Below are 20107 nucleotides of genomic sequence, written 5' to 3' on the forward strand. Positions count from 1 at the left end.
AAATTCATAGGGTGATTTCATGATGTGGAATGCTATATCGTAATTTGAAAAATACTAAATACGCTGTTAGAATCCCCACACTAATCCAACTTAATAGTAAATAATCAGCGAAATACCGTCCGACAGCGATCCGGAAAATCGGGGTGGGGCGATCACAAAGGAGACTCAACAGATGTCAGCTCAACTGAACCAGGTAACGACACAGATCGGCACCGACCCGGATATGCAGGAAACCAAGGAGTGGCTGGACGCGCTCGAAGCCGTGCTGGAAAATGAAGGTCCGGAACGCGCGCATTACCTGATGGAACGCCTGGTCGACCTGGCCCGCCGCCGCGGCGCCCAGATCCCGTTCTCCAGCACCACCGCCTACGTCAATACCATTCCCACCAAACAAGAAGCACACTGTCCCGGCAACCTCGAATACGAAGAGCGCCTGCGCTCGTGGATGCGCTGGAACGCCATGGCCATGGTGGTCAAGGCCAACCGCGCCGACGGCGACCTCGGCGGCCACCTGTCCTCGTTCGCTTCGCTGGCGAACATGCTGGGCATCGGCTTCAACCACTTCTGGCACGCGCCAACGGCCGACCACGGCGGCGACCTGCTGTACATCCAGGGCCACTCCTCGCCGGGCGTGTATGCGCGCGCCTTCCTCGAAGGCCGCCTGACGGAAGAGCAAATGCTGAACTTCCGCAAGGAAGTCGACGGCAAGGGCCTGTCCTCGTACCCGCATCCGAAACTGATGCCTGACTTCTGGCAGTTCCCGACCGTGTCGATGGGCCTGGGCCCGCACATGGCGATCTACCAGGCACGCTTCCTGAAATACCTGCACGCACGCGGCATCGCCAAGACCGACAACCGCAAGGTCTGGGCCTTCTGCGGCGACGGCGAGATGGACGAGCCGGAATCGCTGGGTGCGATCGGCCTGGCCGCGCGCGACATGCTCGACAACCTCGTCATCGTGGTCAACTGCAACCTGCAGCGCCTGGACGGCCCTGTGCGCGGCAACACCAAGATCATCCAGGAACTGGAAGGCGAATTCCGCGGCGCCGGCTGGAACGTCGTCAAGGTCATCTGGGGCCCGGGCTGGGACGCCCTGCTGGCGCAAGACAAGGAAGGCATCCTGCAGCGCGTGATGATGGAAACCGTCGACGGCGAGTACCAGAACTACAAGGCGAAAGATGGCGCCTACGTGCGCAAGCACTTCTTCGGCAAGCATCCGAAGCTGCTGGAAATGGTTGCCAACATGACGGACGACGACATCTGGCGCCTGACCCGTGGCGGCCACGATCCGCACAAGATCTACGCGGCGTTCAAGATCGCCCAGGAACACAAGGGCCAGCCGACCGTCCTGCTGGTGAAAACCATCAAGGGCTACGGCATGGGCAAGTCCGGCGAAGCGCGCAACACGGCGCACCAGACGAAAAAACTGGACGACGAAGCCATCCGCGAAATGCGCGACCGCTTCTCGCTGCCGATCCCGGACGACAAGCTGGCCGAGATCCCGTTCTTCAAGCCGGCCGACGATGCGCCGGAAATGGTCTACCTGCACGAGCGCCGCAAGGCCCTGGGTGGCTACTTGCCGCAGCGCCGCCAGAAAGCGGAAGAAACCCTGCCGGTGCCTGGCCTGGACGCGTTCAAGAACGTGCTGGAAGCAACGCCTGAAGGCCGTGAAATCTCGACCACGCAAGCATTCGTGCGCGTCATCTCGACCCTGCTGAAAGACCCGAACCTGGGCCAGCGCGTCGTGCCTATCCTGGTCGATGAATCGCGTACCTTCGGCATGGAAGGCCTGTTCCGCCAGATCGGCATCTACAACCCGAAAGGCCAGTTGTACGAGCCGGTCGACAAGGACCAGGTCATGTACTACCGCGAAGACAAGGCCGGCCAGATCCTGCAAGAGGGCATCAACGAAGCGGGCGGCATGAGCTCGTGGATCGCCGCGGCGACGTCGTATTCGACCAACGACCGCATCATGATCCCGTTCTACACCTTCTACTCGATGTTCGGCTTCCAGCGCATCGGCGACCAGGTGTGGGCTTCGGCCGACATGCGCGCCCGTGGCTTCCTGATGGGCGGCACGGCCGGCCGCACGACGCTGAACGGCGAAGGCTTGCAGCACGAAGATGGCCACAGCCATATCTTTGCCGCGACCATCCCGACCTGCATGCCGTACGATCCGACCTTTAGCCATGAAGTCGCTGTCATCATCCAGGACGGCCTGCGCCGCATGATCGCCAACCAGGAAGATGTGTTCTACTACATCACGATCATGAACGAGAACTACGCCCAGCCAGGCATCAAGCCAGGCCAGGAAGAAGGCATCCTGAAAGGCATGTACAAGCTGCAGGAAGGCGACAAGTCCGCCAAGCTGCGCGTACAGCTGATCGGTTGCGGCACCATCCTGCGCGAATCGATCTTCGCCGCCGAACTGCTTGCCAACGACTGGGGCGTGGCCGCGGACGTGTGGTCGGCGCCTTCGCTGACCCTGGTGGCCCGCGATGGCCAGGATGCGGAACGCTGGAACATGGTCAACCCGTCGAAAGAGCAGCGCGTGCCGTACGTGACGTCGCTGATGCAGGACACGGACGGCCCGATCGTCGCCACGACCGACTACATGCGCGCGTTTGCAGAACAGATCCGCGCCTTCATGCCGAAGGGCCGCACTTATAAAGTGTTGGGCACCGATGGCTTTGGCCGCTCGGACAGCCGCGCCAAACTGCGCGAGTTCTTCGAAGTGAACCGTTATTATGTCACCGTGGCCGCGCTCAAATCGCTGGCCGACGAAGGCAAGATCGACGTGTCGGTGGTGGAGCAGGCGATCGCCAAGTACGGCATCGACGCCAACAAACCGAATCCGGTGACCCAGTAATCGTTGTGCGGACCCGATGACGCCAGGGCGGTGCGAAAGTGCCGCCCTGGCGTGTGTGCGGGTCCATCTGACAAATAAAATAACGGAGCAAGCTATGAGCATTGTGGAAGTCAAAGTCCCGGATATCGGCGATTTCAAGGAAGTCGAGATCATTGAACTGATGGTCAAGCCAGGCGACACGGTCAAGGTCGACCAGTCCCTGATCACGGTCGAATCGGACAAGGCCAGCATGGAAATTCCATCGAGCCACGCCGGTGTCGTCAAGGAATTGAAAGTCAACGTGGGCGACAAGATCGCCGAAGGTTCGCTGGTCCTGCTGCTGGAAGTGGCGGACGACGCGTCGGCGCCAGCGCCTGCCGCCGCCGCCCCTGCACCCGCTGCCGCCGCTCCTGCGCCAGCCGCCGCCCCTGCGGCCGCGCCAGCGCCGGCCGCTTCCGGCGCGCCGGCCCTGGTGGAAGTGACCGTGCCCGATATCGGCGACTTCAAGGAAGTCGAAGTCATCGAGCTGATGGTCAAGGTGGGTGACGCCATCAAGGTCGACCAGTCGCTGCTGACGGTCGAGTCGGACAAGGCCAGCATGGAAATTCCATCGAGCCACGCCGGTATCGTCAAGGAATTGAAAGTCAAGGTCGGCGACAAGGTTGCCAAGGGTTCGCTGGTGCTGGTCGTTGAAACGACCGCTGGCGCCGCGCCTGCCGCCGCTGCACCAGCACCCGCCGCGCAAGCTGCCGCCGCACCGGCCGCCGCCGCCGTCGCTTCGGCGCCTGCTGCTGCTCCAGCTGCCGCCGCCGCGCCTGCCGCCAACGGCAAGCTGGCGCACGCGTCGCCATCGATCCGCAAGTTCGCGCGCGAACTGGGCGTGGACCTGACCCGCGTGGGCGGTTCCGGTCCGAAGGGCCGCATCACCCAGGAAGACGTGCAGAACTTCGTCAAGGGTGTGATGTCGGGCGCCGTTGCCGCGCCAAATGCACCGGTCGCCAAGGCCGGTTCCGGCGTGGGCCTGGACTTGCTGCCATGGCCGTCGCTGGACTTCAGCAAGTTCGGCACGACCGAATTGCTGCCGCTGTCGCGCATCAAGAAAATCTCGGGCCCGAACCTGCACCGCAACTGGGTCATGATCCCGCACGTCACGCAGTTCGACGAAGCGGACGTGACGGACCTGGAAGCGTTCCGCGTCGACACCAACGCCGCCAATGCGAAGAACAAGGATGCGGCCAAGCTGACCATGCTGGCTTTCGTCATCAAGGCATCGGTCGCCGCGCTGAAGAAATTCCCCGCGTTTAACGCGTCCCTCGACGCCAAGGGCGAGAACCTGATCCTCAAGCAGTACTACAACATCGGCTTCGCGGCCGACACGCCGAACGGCCTGGTGGTGCCCGTGATCAAGGGCGCGGACCAGAAGTCGGTCTCGCAGATCGCCCGCGAAATGACGGAACTGTCGCTGCAGGCGCGCGAAGGCAAGCTGAAACCGGCCGACATGCAGGGCGCCAGCTTCACGATCTCGTCCCTGGGCGGCATCGGCGGCACGCACTTCACGCCTATCGTCAACGCGCCGGAAGTGGCCATCCTGGGCCTGTCGAAAGCCTCGATCAAGCCGGTATGGGATGGCAAGGCCTTCCAGCCTCGCCTGATGATGGGCACCTCGCTGTCCTACGACCACCGCGTGGTCGATGGCGCGATGGGCGCGCGATTCTCCGTGTACCTCGGCGAAGTCCTGGCCGACATGCGCAAAATTCTGCTGTAAGGAGCGATTGATGAGCACAGTAGAGGTAAAAGTACCGAATATCGGCGACTTCAAGGAAGTCGAAGTCATCGAACTGATGGTCAAGGTCGGCGACACCATCAAGGTGGACCAGTCCCTGATCACGGTCGAATCGGACAAGGCCAGCATGGAGATTCCGTCGACCCACGCGGGCGTCGTCAAGGAAGTCAAGGTCAAGGTCGGCGACAAGATCGCCGAAGGCAGCGCGCTGCTGGTGGTGGAAGCGACTGAAGGCGCGGCAGCTGCCGCTCCAGCGGCTGCGCCTGCACCTGCGGCCGCTGCGGCTGCCCCGGCGGCGGCACCGGCAGCCGTTGCCGCCATCCCGGCCGGCAATTACAGCGGCCAGGTCGACATCGACGTCGACATGATGGTGCTGGGCGGCGGTCCTGGCGGCTACTCGGCAGCGTTCCGCGCGGCCGACCTGGGCATGTCGACGGTCATCGTCGAGCGCTACGCCACCCTGGGCGGCGTGTGCCTGAACGTGGGCTGCATCCCGTCGAAGGCGCTGCTGCACGTGGCGTCCGTCATCGACGAAACGGCGCACATGTCGAATACGGGCGTGACGTTCGCCAAGCCGACCATCGACATCGACCAGGTACGCAAGTACAAGGAAGGCGTCATTTCGAACATGACGGGCGGCCTGGCCGGCATGGCCAAGGCGCGCAAGACGCAAGTGGTGACGGGCGTGGGCCAGTTCCTCAGCGCCAACCACATCGAGGTGACGGCAGGCGACGGCACGAAGAAAGTCGTGCAGTTCAAGCAGGCCATCATCGCCGCCGGTTCCTCCGTGGTGAAACTGCCATTCGTGCCGGAAGACCCGCGCATCGTCGACTCGACCGGTGCGCTGGAATTGCGCCAGATCCCGAAACGCATGCTGGTCATCGGCGGCGGCATCATCGGCCTGGAAATGGCCACCGTGTATTCGACCTTCGGTGCGCGCATCGACGTGGTCGAAATGATGGATGGCCTGATGCAGGGCGCCGACCGCGACGCCGTCAAGGTGTGGCAGAAGTTCAATGAAAAACGCTTCGACAACATCATGACCAAGACCAAGACGGTGGCCGTCGAGGCGCTGCCGGAAGGCATCAAGGTCACGTTTGAAGCGGCTGAAGCGGGCGCCACGGCGCCGGCGCCGCAGATCTACGACCTGGTGCTCGTCGCCGTGGGCCGCAGCCCGAACGGCAAGAAGATCGCCGCCGACAAGGCCGGCGTGACGGTTACCGAGCGTGGCTTCATCGAAGTCGACAGCCAGATGCGCACCAACGTGCCGAACATCTTCGCCATCGGCGACCTGGTGGGCCAGCCGATGCTGGCGCACAAGGCCGTGCATGAAGCCCACGTGGCCGCCGAAGCGGCTTCCGGCCAGAAGTCGCACTTCGACGTCAAGGTGATCCCGTCGGTCGCCTACACGGATCCGGAAGTGGCATGGGCCGGCATCACGGAAGACGAAGCGAAAGCCAAGGGCATCAAGGTCGAGAAGGGCCACTTCCCGTGGGCCGCATCGGGCCGCGCCGTGGCCAATGGCCGCGCCGAAGGCTTCACCAAGCTGCTGTTCGACGCCGAAACGCACCGCATCATCGGCGGCACCATCGTCGGCACGCATGCGGGCGACATGATCGGCGAAATCGCGCTGGCCATCGAAATGGGCTGCGACGGCACCGACATCGGCAAGACCATCCATCCTCACCCGACCCTGGGCGAGTCGATCGGCATGGCCGCAGAGGTGTACGAAGGCGTGTGCACGGACTTGCCGCCGCCGCGCAAGCGCTGATTGCTTGATGCTGCTATAAGCTGAAAAGCCCCGCAAGCGATTGCGGGGCTTTTTTATTGTGGTCTGCTGGCTGCCGACCCGATTCAGGGCGCGCCGACTTGCGCCATCGCGCAAGCGCTGACAGAAAATTAACTTTCAGTACTGAAAATACCGGGACATGCTTCCGGTTTTTTTATTTTCGTTGACTTCAGTCACGTAAAGCGCAGCCGATACAGGAGAGATGGGCTGCATGTGAAAATTGGTGAGTATTGCCGTATGGAAAAAGTGGCAAAATGGGGGACTGTAACCATGTTTCGCTCGCGCTTGCCCAGGGGGGGTGTGATTTTTCCCTGAACGTTGCCAGTGTCCGGTCAAGTTCGGCTGTACTGAGAAAGCTTTGCAACAATGAAAAAATTTACCGCCCTGCATATTTCCGATGTCCGCTTGCGCCGGGCCGATGAGCAAGAGCAAGCCGTGATGCTGCACGCCTTGTACCAGGACGTGGCCGCCATCCTGGCGGCGGGCAAGCAGATCGACGCCATTTTCTTCACGGGCCAGCTGGTGGCGCCTGACGCCTGTGCCGGCACGACGCCCGTGTATGTCTACGAATATTTCCTGCGCCCCCTGCTGCAGGCGGCCAGCCAGCCAGGTGCGCGCTTTTATCTGGTGCCGGGCAGCCGCGTGCAGGGCGTCGCCGCGACCACGCTGGGCAACGCGGGCTTCAGCTTTTTTTCCGCCGACGAGCATGCCAGCGCGGAACAGCGCGCGCGCTACAAGAACATCCACGCCGTGTTCCACGGCCACCAGCATACGGGCGACGCCAGTTCGTTGATGCGTTCGCTTGGGATCTTGTTCAAGAGTAATCCTGGCAGTCTCTACGGTTCGCATGGCCAGATGGCGGCTTTTGCTGTGTTGGAATTCGGCAGCGATGCGGCCGATGGCGACGCGCCAGGCACGCAGTGGACGGTGGCCCTGCGCGAGTTCGATGAAGTGAGCAAGAACTTCGCCCTGTCGGTGCTGTACACGCCGAATGGCCACGAAACGGGGCAGATGGATGCCGAGTATGTGTTTGCCACGCTGCTGCCGCAACTGGCCGGCGAGCGCCTCTATCTCGAGGGCTTGCTGGGCAAGGCGGGCTTGCCGCACCAGGGGCCGTCGGACGACGCGGTGGCCGCGCGCGAATTCCTGATCGAGCTGGCGTTCGTGATGTTCGAAGCCAAGACCCTGTTCCTGGGGCAGGCCGAACTGGAACGCTTCGCCAGCGATTACTGTGGCGTGAAGGGCTGGAGCATGGCGACCGGGGAGTGGCTGGCGCCCCTGTATGCGCACGGCTTGCTATTGCGCGCCGATGGCCAGGTGGCGTTCGCCTTCGATTATTTCCGCACCTATTTCCTGGCGCAGCGCTTTGAAACCTCGTTCGACCTGATGCGCTACGGCCCAGATCGCTATGATGGCAGTGAGTCCTCACTCAGCTTTGATGGCACGTCGGCAGCCCAGCCATTCCTGCGCGCGCTGGGCCTGAGCGGCGAACGCATCGAGGCTGGCCCGGTGCAGGCGAGCATGCAGGAAGACTGCAGCCGCCCTGGCTGACGCCGTCTCTGGCTGTTAGCTTCAGGCCGCCGGCTGCTTGCGCAAGGTGCCGTGCAGGAACAGGTCGAGACTGACGGCCACCTTGCCGCGCAATTGCGCCACATCCGGTTGCGCCTGCGGTGGAAACAGCAGGCGCGACATCTGGTCGCCGAGCAGGCAATTGAGCAGGTGCAAGGCCAGCATGGGGGCCGTCAATTCCTCGCGAAACAGCGGCGCAATATCGGGACGGCTGAAAAACTTGGTCAGCATCTCGCGCGTCTGTCCCGGTCCCACCTTGTAAAACGTTTCCGCCAGTTCCGGGTGCGTGGCCGCCTCGGCCACCACCATGCGATTCAGGCGGATGGCTGCCGGCATGGTGACCAGTTGCACGAACAGCAGGCCGAACTCGCCGAGGATGGTGGGCAGGGGCCGCATATCCGTTTCCAGCGCCGGCATGGTGGAGAAATAGGCGGCGCGGCGTTGTTCCACCACGGCATTGAACAATCCCGACTTGCCGCCGAACTTCACATAAATCGTGCGCACGGCCACATGGGCTTCGCGCGCGATCATTTCCAGGCTCACTTTCCCATACCCTTTTTCCAGGAACAGGCAACCGGCCGCATGCAGCAGGTTTTCCATGCGCGCCTCCATGTCGGCCGCGCGCGGGCGTCCGGCCGGCTTGCCGCAGCAGCTGAGCTCCTGGGCATTGTCGGTATTGTTGTCGGTAGGCAAGGTATCGCTGAGGCCGGGATCTGGCATGCTCGGGGTCTCTTTTATAAGGTTGGAAGGTGAGTGATGGCTCACACTGTAGTGCAAATTAAAATGAAATGCAATCGTTTCATTTCTTGACTTTGGCTTTTCTTTGTCCAATAATGAACAGATATCATTTCATTTCCGGAGCGCAGTATGTCGAATCAGCCTGGCCAAGCAGAACAAAAAGTGCTTAGCGCCGTCCCACTCGCGGCCCCGGCCGCACCGTCCGCGCCCGCCGCATCTGCCAGCTCCACCCCGCCCAACCATCGCGTGAAGATCATCGCCGGCCTGATCGTCCTGGTCGCCCTGGGCGCCGGCGCGCGCATGTGGTACCGCAGCCATTATTTCGTCGAAACGGAAAACGCCTACGTTTCCGGCCACGTGCATCCCGTCTCGGCGCGCATTTCCGGCGTCGTCAGCAAGGTCTTCATCGATGACAACCAATTGGTGAAAGAGGGCGACGTGATCGCCGAACTCGACCCGTTCGACCAGCGCGTGAAGACCGAACAGATCGCCGCGCAAATCGCCAGCGCCGAGCAGCAGGTGCTGCAAGCCGATGCGCAGATCGCGCAAGTGCAGGCGCAGGCCAGCGCCGCCCAGGCGCAGGTGGCGCAAGCCGACGCCCAGCTGCTGCGCGCCAAACAGGACGCCGAACGCTTTGGCCAGCTGTACACGAGCCAGATGAAAGCCGTCTCGAAGGCGGAACTCGACGCGGCCAACGCTGCCCGCTCGGGCGCCGTGGCCGACCTGGCCGCCCGCCGCGACAGCGCCGTGGCCGCCAAGGCGCAGATCGGCGCCGCCCAGGCCGCGCGCGACGTGGCCAAGGCCCAGGTGGCCGTGCTGCGCGTGCAGTTGAAGGATGCCGAGCAGCAGCTGCAATACAACCGCATCCTGGCGCCCGTCGCCGGCCGCATCGGCAAGCGCAACGTGGAAACGGGCATGCGCGTGCAGCCCGGCCAGCAATTGACGGCCATCGTGCAGGACAACGTCTGGGTCACGGCCAACTTCAAGGAAACGCAACTGGCCGACCTGCACCGCGGCCAGAGCGTGCACGTGACCATCGACGCCATGCCAGGCAAGAAACTGGTGGGCACGGTCGACAGCTTCGCCCCCGCGTCGGGCGCGCAATTCGCGCTGCTGCCAGCCGATAACGCGACCGGCAACTTCACCAAGATCGTCCAGCGCGTGCCGGTGAAGATCGTCTTCCAGCCGGCCGACATCAAGGCCATGAACGGCCGCCTGGTGCCGGGCATGTCGGTGATCGCCGAAGTGGAAGTGAACCAGCCCGAGTCGCCTCAAGCTCAGGACGCGGCCGCGCGCCACGCCGCCGCGCCAGCCGCCCAGACCACCGCCCGCTAAGTTGTCATGAGCAGCCCCTCCACCACGCTGGCGAAGCCGCCGGCGTTTCCCGTGATCGACGAAAAAGTCTCCGGACGCACCTGGCTGGCGGTCGCCGCCGGCATGCTGGGCGCCTTCATGGCGGTGCTCGACATCCAGATCACCAACTCCTCGCTCAAGGATATCCTTGGCTCGCTGTCGGCCACCCAGGAAGAGGGTTCGTGGATTTCCACGGCCTACCTGGTGGCGGAAATCATCGTCATTCCCCTCACCGCGCTGCTGGCGCGCGTGTTCGGCCTGCGTACCTACATGATCGGCACCACCGCTTTCTTCCTGCTGTTCTCGACCCTGTGCGGGGCGGCGTGGAACCTGGAAAGCATGATCGTCTTCCGCATGCTGCAAGGGTTTACGGGCGGTGCGCTGATCCCGATGGCGTTCACGCTGGTGATGCTCAAGCTGCCCGCCTCGAAGCGCGCCGTCGGCATGGCCATCTTCGGCCTGACGGCCACCCTGGCGCCGGCCATGGGCCCGACCCTGGGCGGCTATCTGAGCGAGCTGTATGGCTGGCCCTCGATCTTCTACATCAACTGGGTGCCGGGCGTGCTGCTGATCGTCGGCATGATCTATGGCCTGGACCGCGAGCCGACGAACCTGAAGCTGTTCTGGAAGGCCGACTGGCTCGGCATCTTCTTCATGGCCCTGGGCCTGGGCTGCCTGACGATTTTCCTCGAAGAGGGCAATTCGAAGGACTGGTTCGACTCGGGCTTCATCATCGCCTTCGCCGCGCTGGCCCTGACGGGCATCCTCGGCTGGGTCGTCACCAGCGCCACGCGCGCCGAGCCGTTCGTCAACCTGGCCCTGTACGGCCAGCGTAATTTCCTCGTTGCCACCGTGCTGTCGGCCGTGACGGGCATGGGCCTGTACGGCTCGGCCTTCCTGCTGCCGCTGTTCCTCGGCCAGATCGCCGGCTACTCGCCGATGCAGATCGGTGAAGTCATCATGTGGGTGGGCTTGCCGCAGCTGTTCATCATGCCGTTTGTCGCCAAGCTGTCGTCGAAGGTGGACAACCGCATCCTGTGCTCGTTCGGCCTGCTGCTGTTCGGCGGCTCGTGCATGATGAATGCCTACATGGACGCTTCCACCGGCTACGACCAGCTGCTGTGGTCGCAGGTGGTGCGCGCGCTGGGCCAGCCCTTCGTCATGCTGACCCTGTCGAACTTCGCCATGAAGGGTATCGCGCCGAAGGACATGGCATCCGCTTCCAGCCTGTTCAACATGACGCGCAACCTGGGCGGCTCGATCGGCATCGCCCTGCTGGCGACGGCCCTGAGCACGCGCGAACATTTCCACTCGCAGCGCCTGGGCGAAGCGATCAACGTGTTTTCCAGCGCCACGCAGCTGCGCATCGACCAGCTGACGTCGTCGTTCATGGCCAAGGGCTATGACGCCGTCACGGCCGGCAACCAGGCCTTGCAGGCGATCGACGGCATCGTGCGCCGCGAAGCGTATGTGATGGCCTACAACGATGGCTTCTTCCTCATCGGCGCCATCCTGCTGGCCTGCATCGTGCCCCTGTGGCTGGCCGACAAACTCAAAGCCCCCGGTGGCGGTGGCGGCGGTCATTGACCGCCCACTCAAGAACAAGAAGGTAATCACCATGCAAACCGCATCTATGAACATCACGAAAATCGCGCTGGCCGTCTCGCTGGCCGTGGCGTTGTCCGCCTGCGGCACCGTGGGCCAGGATTTCAAGGCCCCGGTGAATGTCGCCGGCATCGACAACGGCACCTTCCGCCATGGCGCCAGCGCGGCCGACGCCGCGCAGTTGCCCAAGGAATGGTGGAGCATCTACGGCGATGCGACCCTGAACCGTCTCGAGCAAAGCGCGCTGCAGGACAATCCCGGCGTCAAGGCGGCCGGCGAGCGCCTGCTGCAGGCACTGGCGCAAAGCGGCACGGCACGCGCCAACCAGGGCCCGAGCGTCAACCTCAGCACGGGTGTGTCGAACTCGCGCACCTCGGCCAATACCTCGCAGGGTCTGGCCCTGGGCAACCGCTCGATCAGCGGCAACAATTTTTCCGTGGGCGCTTCGCTGTCGTATGAAGTCGACTTGCTGGGCCGCGTAAAACGCATGGTCGAAGCGGCCGATTCGCAGGCGCTGGCGGCGCAGGCCGACCGCGACGGCGTGCTGCTGATGCTGTCGGCGCAAGTGGCCAGCAATTACTGGCAGCTGCGCGGGCTGGACGCGGAAATGGCGATCCTGAATGGCGCGCTCGACACGCGCCGCGAGTCGGCGCAACTGGTCGAGGCGCGCTTCAACGCGGGCTTGACGAATGAGCTGGACCTGGCGCGCGCAAAAGTCGAACTGTCGAATGCGCAGGCCGACCTGCATGAAGTCAAGCGCCAGCGCAACCAGCTGGAAAACAGCCTGGCCACGCTGACGGGCAAGCCGCCGTCGGCGCTGCAATTGCCGGTGGCCGCCGAGCCATCGGCCTTGCCGCTGCCGCCCGCCATTCCCGTCGGCCTGCCGGCCAGCCTGGTGGCGCACCGCCCGGACCTCGTTTCCAGCGTGGCGGGCTTGCGCGCGGCGAACGCACAAGTGGGCGTGGCCGAAGGCGCGTTTTATCCGTCGCTGCAATTGACGGGCAATTTCGGCTACGCCTCGGAAAAGCTGCGCGACCTGGCGCAGGGCGGTTCGCGCCAGTTCAGCTTTGGCCCGCTGGCCCTGTCCCTGCCCATCTTCGACGGCGGCCGCAACCAGGCCAACCTGGACTTGAGCAAGGCGCGCTACGCGGAGGCTGTCGCCAACCATGAAACCAAGTTGCTGACGGCCTTGCGCGAAGTGGAAGATGCGCTGTCCGACGTCGAGCAGCGCCAGTTGCAGGGCGACGCCCAGGCCCTGTCGCAGGCAGCGGCGGCGCGCGCCTACCTGGTGGCGCGCACGCGCTACGAGCGCGGCATCTCGACCTACCTCGACGTCACGGATGCCCAGCGCAGTTCGCTGGCGGCCGACCGCGCCGCCGCGCAGATCAAGACCCAGCGCCTGCTGGCGACGGTGGCCGTGGCCCGTTCCTTGGGCGCCGGCTGGCAGCATTGAAGGACACCAGAGAAAACCTGCCGCGCGTCGCGCCTGGCGGCCGGCGAGCCTCGCTGCAGCTCGCTACGGTTTTCTCCGGTGTCGCAAGGTCAACCATGAGCAACACATGGCAAGTCCATCCAACTAGTTACGTGAGCGTGGCCGGTGGCGGTGTCGCCGCCGGCCCGTAGCGTTCCAGCAGAAAATCGATGAAGGTCGTCAGCTTCGGCGTCGGCTGGCGGTCGCGCGAGTACACGAGGTGCATGGGCCGCGGCGTCGGCACGTAGTCGGGCAGCAGCGGCACCAGCGTGCCGGCGGCGATATCGGCGGCCATCAGGATTTCCGCCTGCATGACGATGCCGAAGCCGTGCAGCGCCGCCACGCGCAGCGCCTGGCCATTGTTCGAGCGAAAGCGGCTGGCGCGCACGGGACTGCGGTCGTCGTCGCCGCTCCTGGCCAGGCGCCAGCGCACATGGCGCGTCCACTGCATGAAGTCCAGGCATTCGTGCCGCGCCAGGTCCGCCGGCGTGCGCGGCGTACCGTGTTTCGCCAGGTAGGCGGGGGCGGCACAGATCACCATCGCATACGGCCGCAGCGCGCGCGCCACCATGCCCGAATCCTCGAGCTTGCCGATGCGGATGGCCGCATCGAATCCTTCCTCCACCAGGTCCACCGTCCTGTCGTTCAAGTTCAGTTCCAGGCTCACTTCCGGATATGCATCGAGGTAGTCGGCCATCAGCGGCGCGATGCATTCGCTGCCGAACGACACGGGCGCCGTGATCTTCAGCTTGCCGCGCGGCGCCGTGCGCATGGCTTCGGCCCCCCGTTCGGCGGCGCTGATGCTGGCCAGGATGTGCCGGCACTGTTCACAGTACTGGGCGCCGATTTCCGTCAGCGCCTGGCGCCGCGTGGTGCGCGCCAGCAGCCGCGCGCCGAGCCGCTCTTCCAGATAGGCGATGTGCTTGCCCACCATCACGGGCGAGATCTGGAAGGCCTCGGCGGCGGACGTGAAACTGCCCGCGTCGACGACGGCGACAAAGATTTCCATGCTGCGCAATTTATCCATGGCCGCTCGATTCCAAACTATGGGTTAGTAATCTTGTAAATTCTAGCGTATTTATTGCTTTCCTGAAGCGGCGCATACTGGCTCCATCGTTCAACAGCAGACAAGGACAGCATCATGAAAATCGTCATCATCGGCGCCAGCGGCACCATCGGCAAGGCCGTCTCGGCACAACTGGCACAGCGCCATGAAATCATCGAAGTGGGCAGCCGCTCGGGCACGCACCAGGCCGACATGGGCGATATCGCGCAAGTGCGCGCCCTGTTCAAGCGCATTGGCAAGGTCGACGCCGTCGTCGTCACGGCCGGCAAGCTGCATTTCGGCCCGCTGGCCGATTTCACGCCCGAGCAATTCCAGCTGGGCCTGGAAAGCAAATTGATGGGGCAAGTCAACGTGGCGCTGGTGGCGCAGGAATACCTGAACGATGGCGGTTCCATCACCTTGACCAGTGGCATCGTGGCCGACCAGCCCATCCGTTTCGGCACGGCCGCCACGATGACGAATGCGGCCGTGGAAGGCTTCGCGCGCGGCGCCGCCATCGAATTGCAGCGTGGCGTGCGCATCAACGTGGTCAGCCCGACGGTGCTGGAAGAGTCGCTGGAAGCATATGGCCCGTTCTTTTACGGTTTCGAGCCGGCCGCGGCCAGCCGCGTGGCGCTTGCCTACAGCCGCAGCGTGGAAGGCGCGCAGACGGGGCAGGTATACAAGGTCTGGTAACCCGGGTTGGCCAACCGCGCCCGGCAGGTGATGGGGCAGATCAGGGGGCAGGTGGATTACAATCGCAGGCTGAGCAAGAAAGCGGTCGCGCGCCATCCGCGCCAGCCGCTTTTTTTTCCTGAGAATAATCTAACCGAGACCCCATGAAAAATATCCTGATTCCCTTGCTGATGGCCGCCGCCGTCGGCAGCGCCTGCGCCGCGCCGCAAGCGGCCACGCCAGCAACACCGGCCACCGCCGCGCAACTGACGGCCATGAGCGCCCGCTACGCTCCCGTCGAGCTGACTGCCGATACGGCGCACCTGTCCGCCGGTGACCGCCAGGCCATCGCCAAGCTGGTCGAGGCGGCCAAGCTGGTCGACGTGCTGCAATTGCGCCAGCGCTGGTCCGGCAACGAAGCCCTGTGGGCAGCCCTGAAGAAAGACAAGTCGGCCCTGGGCCAGGCCCGCCTGAATTATTTCTGGATCAACAAGGGGCCGTGGTCGGTGCTCGACGCCCACGCCTCGTTCATGCCGGCCAGCTATGCCGGCATGGCCATTCCCGCGCACAAGCCGGAAGCGGGCAATTTCTATCCGCAGGGCGCCACCAAGGCCAGCCTGGAGACGTGGATGAATGGCTTGCCGGCAGAGGACAAGCAGCAGGCGCAATGGTTCTTCACCACCATCCGTGCCGGCAAGGATGGCAAATATCAGACCGTCAAGTATTCGGACGAGTACAAGGTGGAACTCAAGCAACTGGCCAGGCTGCTCGACGAGGCGGCGGCCGCCACGGACAATGCGTCGCTGAAAAAGTTCCTCACCCTGCGCGCCAAGGCTTTCCTCGACAACGACTACCTGCCGTCCGATTTCGCCTGGATGGACCTCGATGCGCCCGTCGACATCACCATCGGCCCCTACGAGACGTATAACGACGAACTGTTCGGCTACAAGGCCGCGTTCGAGGCTTACGTGAATATCCGCGACCAGGCCGAGACGCAAAAGCTCAATTTCTTCGCCAAGCACATGCAGGAGCTGGAAGACAACCTGCCGCTCGACGCCCGGTACCGCAACCCGAAAGTGGGCGCGCTGGCGCCGATGGTGGTGGTCAACCAGGTGTATGGCGCCGGCGACGGCAACATGGCCGTGCAGACGGCCGCCTACAACCTGCCCAATGACGAGCGCATCATCAGCGCGCGCGGCTCGAAGCGCGTGATGCTGAAAAACGTGCAGGAAGCCAAGTTCAAGGCCACCCTGACGCCGATCTCGAAACTGGTGCTGACGCCCGAAGCGCAGCAGGACGTGGATTTCAATTCCTTCTTCACGCACATCCTCGCGCATGAAATCATGCATGGCCTGGGCCCGCATGCGACCGTCGTCGACGGCAAGGCGTCCACGCCGCGCCAGGATTTGAAGGAAGCATACTCGACCATCGAGGAAGCCAAGGCCGATATCACGGGCCTGTTCGCGCTGCGCTACATGATGGACAAGGGGCAACTCAACGACACCCTGGGCCAGGGCGAGGCGGCTGAGCGCAAGCTGTACAACACTTTCCTTGCCTCCGGTTTCCGCACCCTGCATTTCGGCCTGACGGATTCGCATGCGCGCGGCATGGCCATCCAGATGAATTACATCCTCGACAAGGGCGGCTTTGTTGCGCTGGGCGACGGCAAGTTCGGCGTCAACTTCAGCAAGATCAAGCAGGCCGTGATCGACCTGGACCGCGAATTCCTGACCATCGAGGCGACGGGCAACTATGCGCGCGCGAAAGACCTGATGACCAAATATGTGGTGATTCGTCCTGAGGTACAGGTGGCGCTCGACAAGATGAAGGCCGTGCCCAACGATATCCGCCCGGAATTCGTCACGGCGCGCGCGCTGGACAAGGCGATGACGGCAAAGAAATAAACCTGGCGTAGACGGCATATTGTCAGTGTGAAAACCGGTGCTCCCGCACCGGTTTTTTTTCGTCTTTTTTGTGAAAAGTTGCCAGTTTTTCCTTGTGGAAATTTTTCTGGCGCTTACTCTACAGCGGTAACTCGCCACCATGCATCGCACTCCTTCCATTGCGCGCCCATCCTGCCTGTTGACCCATGTTGAAACTGCTCTCACTGATGAGTTTGCTCATCGTTGTGCGGCCCGCCGTGGCCACCGCCAATCTCACCGCACTGGAAACGCGCTGGCTGCAGGCGGGCCAGCCCGTCATCGCGTTTGCGCGTGCACAAGGTTTGCCGCTCGATATCATCGTGCAGCCACAGGAGGCGCCCGGCGCCGTGCCGCTGGCGCTGGGCTTCGAAGCAGGGCGCTGCAAGCTGGTGCTGTCGCTGCGCGGCAATGCGCAAGCCGAAGCCGTATTGCGCGGCGTGCCGCCCGCGCGCCAGGGTGCGATGGTGGAAGCGATGACGGCGCACGAGATCGGCCATTGCCGGCGCTATGCGCAGGGCGACTGGCATGCCTTGCCGCGCGGCTTTGTCGAGCCGCCCAGCATGCAGCGGGGCAAGTTGAAACGGCTGGCGCAGGAATTGCGCGACACGCGCCGCGAGGAGGGCTATGCGGACCTGGTGGCGCTGGCGTGGATGCATGGGCGCCACCCTGAGCACTACCAGGAGGTGCTGGCATGGATGCGCGGCGTGCGTGCCGGCGGCGGAGGCGTGGGCGGTTCGCACGCCACGCAGGCATGGCTGGCGCTGGCGGAAAACGGGGCTGAATTTGATGGGGCTGCTTCACCATTTGAACAGGCGCAAGTTTTGTGGCAGATGGGTTTGAGCGGCGACAAAGGACCGTGAGTTTTTCGCGTGAATGGCTTGCCAGCGTGTGCTGTCGCACGGAGCTTTGCGCGCGGCAGCGGTCTAATCTGGGCATCAATTAACCCAGAGAGGAACCATCATGAACAAAATGATCGCACTCGTACTGGCCGCCAGCGCCAGCGCCCTGCTTGCCGCGGCACCCGCTTATGCGCAAGATACCTCATACAAGAGCCTGACCGACAAGGCCACAAACGACTACAAGCAAGCCAAGGCCGCCTGCGATGCGCACAGCGGCAACGCGAAAAAAGTCTGCGTGGAAGAAGCCAAGGTGGCGCGCGCCAAGGCCGATTCGGATGCCGTAGCGCAATATCGCAATACGCCGCGCGAGCTGAGCAAGGCTCGTAAGGACGTGGCCAATGCCGAGTATGACCTGGCCCGCGCCAAGTGCGGCGACCGCACGGGCGTCGATAAAACCACGTGCATGAACGATGCCAAGGCGGCGAAAACGGCGGCCCTGGCCGACGCGAACACGGGCGCCAAGGCAGGCACCAACGTGGCGCAGAATCCGCCTGCCGTGGCGAAGGAAAACTGCGACGCCATGGATGCGACAGCCAAGGCCGCCTGCATGACGCGCAATGCGGCCGGCAGTACCAAGACGGCCATGTCCGACTCCGTCATCACCACCAAGATCAAGGCGGACCTGGTGAAGGACTCCACCTTGAAAGCGCTGGATGTGCATGTGGAAACGGTCAACGGCGTCGTCATGCTCAGCGGTTTCGTGCCGTCGCAAACTGAAGTGAAGAAAGCGGGCGACCTGGCCCGCGGCGTGGAAGGCGTGACGGACGTGAAGAATGGCTTGAAGGTGAAATAAGGCAGGGCAATGTCTGTCCGGCAAGCGCCGGGCAGGCCGTAGCGCCAGCCCGGGTTGGCAGGGATGTGCCGCAATCGGGCGCTTCCCTGCCCCTGCGCGGGCCGACGTGTCGCACTGCCTGGCTATTGCGGCTTGTTGCGCGCAGGCGGCTGCTCCGAGATCTGTCTTTAACAACAGCAGAGTTGAACTCGCTTGTATAAATTACGATCATAATATAACATGAGGAAAATCCCGCCGGCAGGTGGGGTGATATCCATTCTTTTCTCATGAGGACAGCATGCTTTCCTATCCTGTTTCGCAATGGCTGGCACGGCGCGGCATCCACTTCGCCTGGGTCATCGTCGCCATTACTTTCCTCACGGCCTTGACCTCGTCGGCCGCGCTGGGCTTGCCGGGCGCGTTGATGCAGCCGCTGAGCCGCGAATTCGGCTGGGATGCCGAGCAGATTTCCTCGGCCTTGGCCGTACGTTTCGTGCTGTTTGGCTTGATGGGACCGTTTGCCGCCATCCTGATGGAACGCTTCGGCTTGCGCAACGTCATCTGCGTGGCGCTGGGCCTGATCGCGGCCGGCATGTTGCTGGCCACGCGCATGACGCAGTTCTGGCACCTCGTCGCCCTGTGGGGCATCCTGCTGGGGCTGGGCTCGGGCATGACGGCGCTGGTCTTGAGCGCCGTGGTGGCGAACCGCTGGTTCGACACGCACCGGGGCCTGGTGGTGGGCGTGCTGACGGCCAGTTCGGCCACGGGCCAGCTGCTGTTCCTGCCCGTGGGCGCCTGGCTGATCGAGCACTTCGGCTGGCGCACGGCCGTCATGCCCGTCTTTGCCAGCTGCGCCATCGTCGCCGTCCTGGCTTTTTTCTGCATGCGCAACCGCCCGCAGGATGTGGCCCTGCGGCCCTACGGCGCCGATCCGGCCACGCCCCTGGCGCCGGTGCCGGCGGCGAAAATGACGTTTGCCACGCCGTTTGTGATCTTGCGCAGCGTGGCAGCGAACCGCACCTTCTGGATACTCTTTGGCACGTTTTTCATCTGCGGCCTCAGCACCAATGGCTTGATACAGACGCACTTCATTTCCCTGTGCGGCGATTCCGGCCTGTCGGCCGTGCCGGCTGCCTCCGTGCTGGCCATGATGGGCGCCTTCGACCTGTTCGGCACGATCCTGTCGGGCTGGCTGTCGGACCGCTATGACAATCGCAAATTGCTGTTCTGGTACTACGGCTTGCGGGGGCTGTCCCTGTTCTGGCTGCCGTATTCGGAATTCACCTTGTACGGCCTGTCCCTGTTCGCCATGTTCTATGGCCTGGACTGGATAGCCACCGTGCCGCCGACGGTAAAACTGGTGGGCGCCACGTTCGGCAAGGAGCGGGCAGGCATGGTGTTTGGCTGGATTTTCGCCGGCCACCAGTTGGGCGCCGCCGTGGCCGCATATGGCGCGGGCCGCATCCGCACTTTGATGCTGACCTACAATCCGGCCCTGTTCGCGGCCGGTGCCGCCTGCCTCGTGGCCGCGCTGCTGGTGCTGGCGATCCAGCGCCAGAAGGCTGCCGTGGCCGTAGCCCAGGCGGTATGAAAAAAGCCAGGCCCGCGTGCGCGGAGCCTGGCTTTTCAAGAAGTACG

The 20107-nt window shown here is 63.6% G+C and carries 14 protein-coding genes; 12 read left to right on the plus strand and 2 right to left on the minus strand.

The features are described 5' to 3' along the window. The first annotated feature begins 172 nt into the window (after positions 1–172). From aceE to YQ44_RS03985, 4 genes are all read left to right on the plus strand, one after another. Entirely contained in the window at positions 173–2869 is a 2697-nt protein-coding gene (gene aceE / locus YQ44_RS03970; RefSeq protein WP_071322273.1) for a pyruvate dehydrogenase (acetyl-transferring), homodimeric type, read from the plus strand. A 94-nt stretch (positions 2870–2963) separates the two neighbouring features. After that, on the plus strand, positions 2964–4613 hold the full coding sequence (gene aceF, locus YQ44_RS03975) for a dihydrolipoyllysine-residue acetyltransferase (protein ID WP_071322274.1): 1650 nt from the start codon (positions 2964–2966) through the stop codon (positions 4611–4613). A 10-nt stretch (positions 4614–4623) separates the two neighbouring features. Beyond that, the gene (lpdA, locus tag YQ44_RS03980; RefSeq protein ID WP_071322275.1) at positions 4624–6402 is read left to right on the plus strand and encodes a dihydrolipoyl dehydrogenase; all 1779 of its coding nucleotides are present in this window, start codon (positions 4624–4626) and stop codon (positions 6400–6402) included. Positions 6403–6786: 384 nt separating this feature from the next. Beyond that, positions 6787–7971 carry a hypothetical protein gene (locus YQ44_RS03985; RefSeq protein ID WP_071322276.1) on the plus strand — a complete coding sequence of 395 codons (1185 nt, stop codon included), beginning with the start codon at positions 6787–6789 and terminating at the stop codon, positions 7969–7971. A gap of 21 nt (positions 7972–7992) precedes the next feature. Here YQ44_RS03985 and YQ44_RS03990 read toward each other — a convergent pair whose 3' ends face one another. Beyond that, positions 7993–8709 carry a TetR/AcrR family transcriptional regulator gene (locus YQ44_RS03990; protein ID WP_071322277.1) on the minus strand — a complete coding sequence of 239 codons (717 nt, stop codon included), beginning with the start codon at positions 8707–8709 and terminating at the stop codon, positions 7993–7995. A gap of 147 nt (positions 8710–8856) precedes the next feature. Between YQ44_RS03990 and YQ44_RS03995 the strand changes: the two genes are divergently transcribed. The 3 genes from YQ44_RS03995 to YQ44_RS04005 are packed head-to-tail and all read left to right on the plus strand — an operon-like array spanning position 8857 to position 13138. Then, entirely contained in the window at positions 8857–10062 is a 1206-nt protein-coding gene (locus YQ44_RS03995; protein WP_071322278.1) for an HlyD family secretion protein, read from the plus strand. 6 nt (positions 10063–10068) lie between these two features. Next, the gene (locus YQ44_RS04000) at positions 10069–11667 is read left to right on the plus strand and encodes a DHA2 family efflux MFS transporter permease subunit (protein WP_071322279.1); all 1599 of its coding nucleotides are present in this window, start codon (positions 10069–10071) and stop codon (positions 11665–11667) included. A gap of 31 nt (positions 11668–11698) precedes the next feature. After that, positions 11699–13138 carry an efflux transporter outer membrane subunit gene (locus YQ44_RS04005; protein ID WP_071326247.1) on the plus strand — a complete coding sequence of 480 codons (1440 nt, stop codon included), beginning with the start codon at positions 11699–11701 and terminating at the stop codon, positions 13136–13138. Positions 13139–13265: 127 nt separating this feature from the next. Here the strand turns inward: YQ44_RS04005 and YQ44_RS04010 are convergent, their stop codons facing one another. Next, positions 13266–14183, minus strand: coding sequence for a LysR family transcriptional regulator (locus tag YQ44_RS04010; RefSeq protein ID WP_071322280.1), 918 nt, complete (start codon positions 14181–14183; stop codon positions 13266–13268). A gap of 114 nt (positions 14184–14297) precedes the next feature. Here YQ44_RS04010 and YQ44_RS04015 point away from each other — a divergent pair, with 114 nt between their 5' ends. The 5 genes from YQ44_RS04015 to YQ44_RS04035 all read left to right on the plus strand — a co-directional run bounded on the left by YQ44_RS04015 (position 14298) and on the right by YQ44_RS04035 (position 20060). Further along, complete coding sequence (locus YQ44_RS04015; RefSeq protein WP_071322281.1) at positions 14298–14897, plus strand: short chain dehydrogenase; 600 nt, start codon at positions 14298–14300, stop codon at positions 14895–14897. Positions 14898–15040: 143 nt separating this feature from the next. Next, positions 15041–16780, plus strand: a complete 1740-nt coding sequence (locus YQ44_RS04020; RefSeq protein WP_071322282.1) for a dipeptidyl-peptidase 3 family protein — start codon at positions 15041–15043, stop codon at positions 16778–16780. 206 nt (positions 16781–16986) lie between these two features. After that, positions 16987–17658 (plus strand): hypothetical protein, encoded by a 672-nt coding sequence (locus YQ44_RS04025; RefSeq protein WP_232251048.1) that lies wholly within the window; start codon positions 16987–16989, stop codon positions 17656–17658. A gap of 100 nt (positions 17659–17758) precedes the next feature. Further along, complete coding sequence (locus tag YQ44_RS04030) at positions 17759–18490, plus strand: BON domain-containing protein (protein ID WP_071322284.1); 732 nt, start codon at positions 17759–17761, stop codon at positions 18488–18490. A 277-nt stretch (positions 18491–18767) separates the two neighbouring features. Next, on the plus strand, positions 18768–20060 hold the full coding sequence (locus YQ44_RS04035) for an MFS transporter (RefSeq protein WP_071322285.1): 1293 nt from the start codon (positions 18768–18770) through the stop codon (positions 20058–20060). The last annotated feature ends 47 nt before the right edge of the window (positions 20061–20107 follow it).

It is taken from the genome of Janthinobacterium sp. 1_2014MBL_MicDiv, assembly GCF_001865675.1.
GTDB lineage: Bacteria > Pseudomonadota > Gammaproteobacteria > Burkholderiales > Burkholderiaceae_D > Janthinobacterium.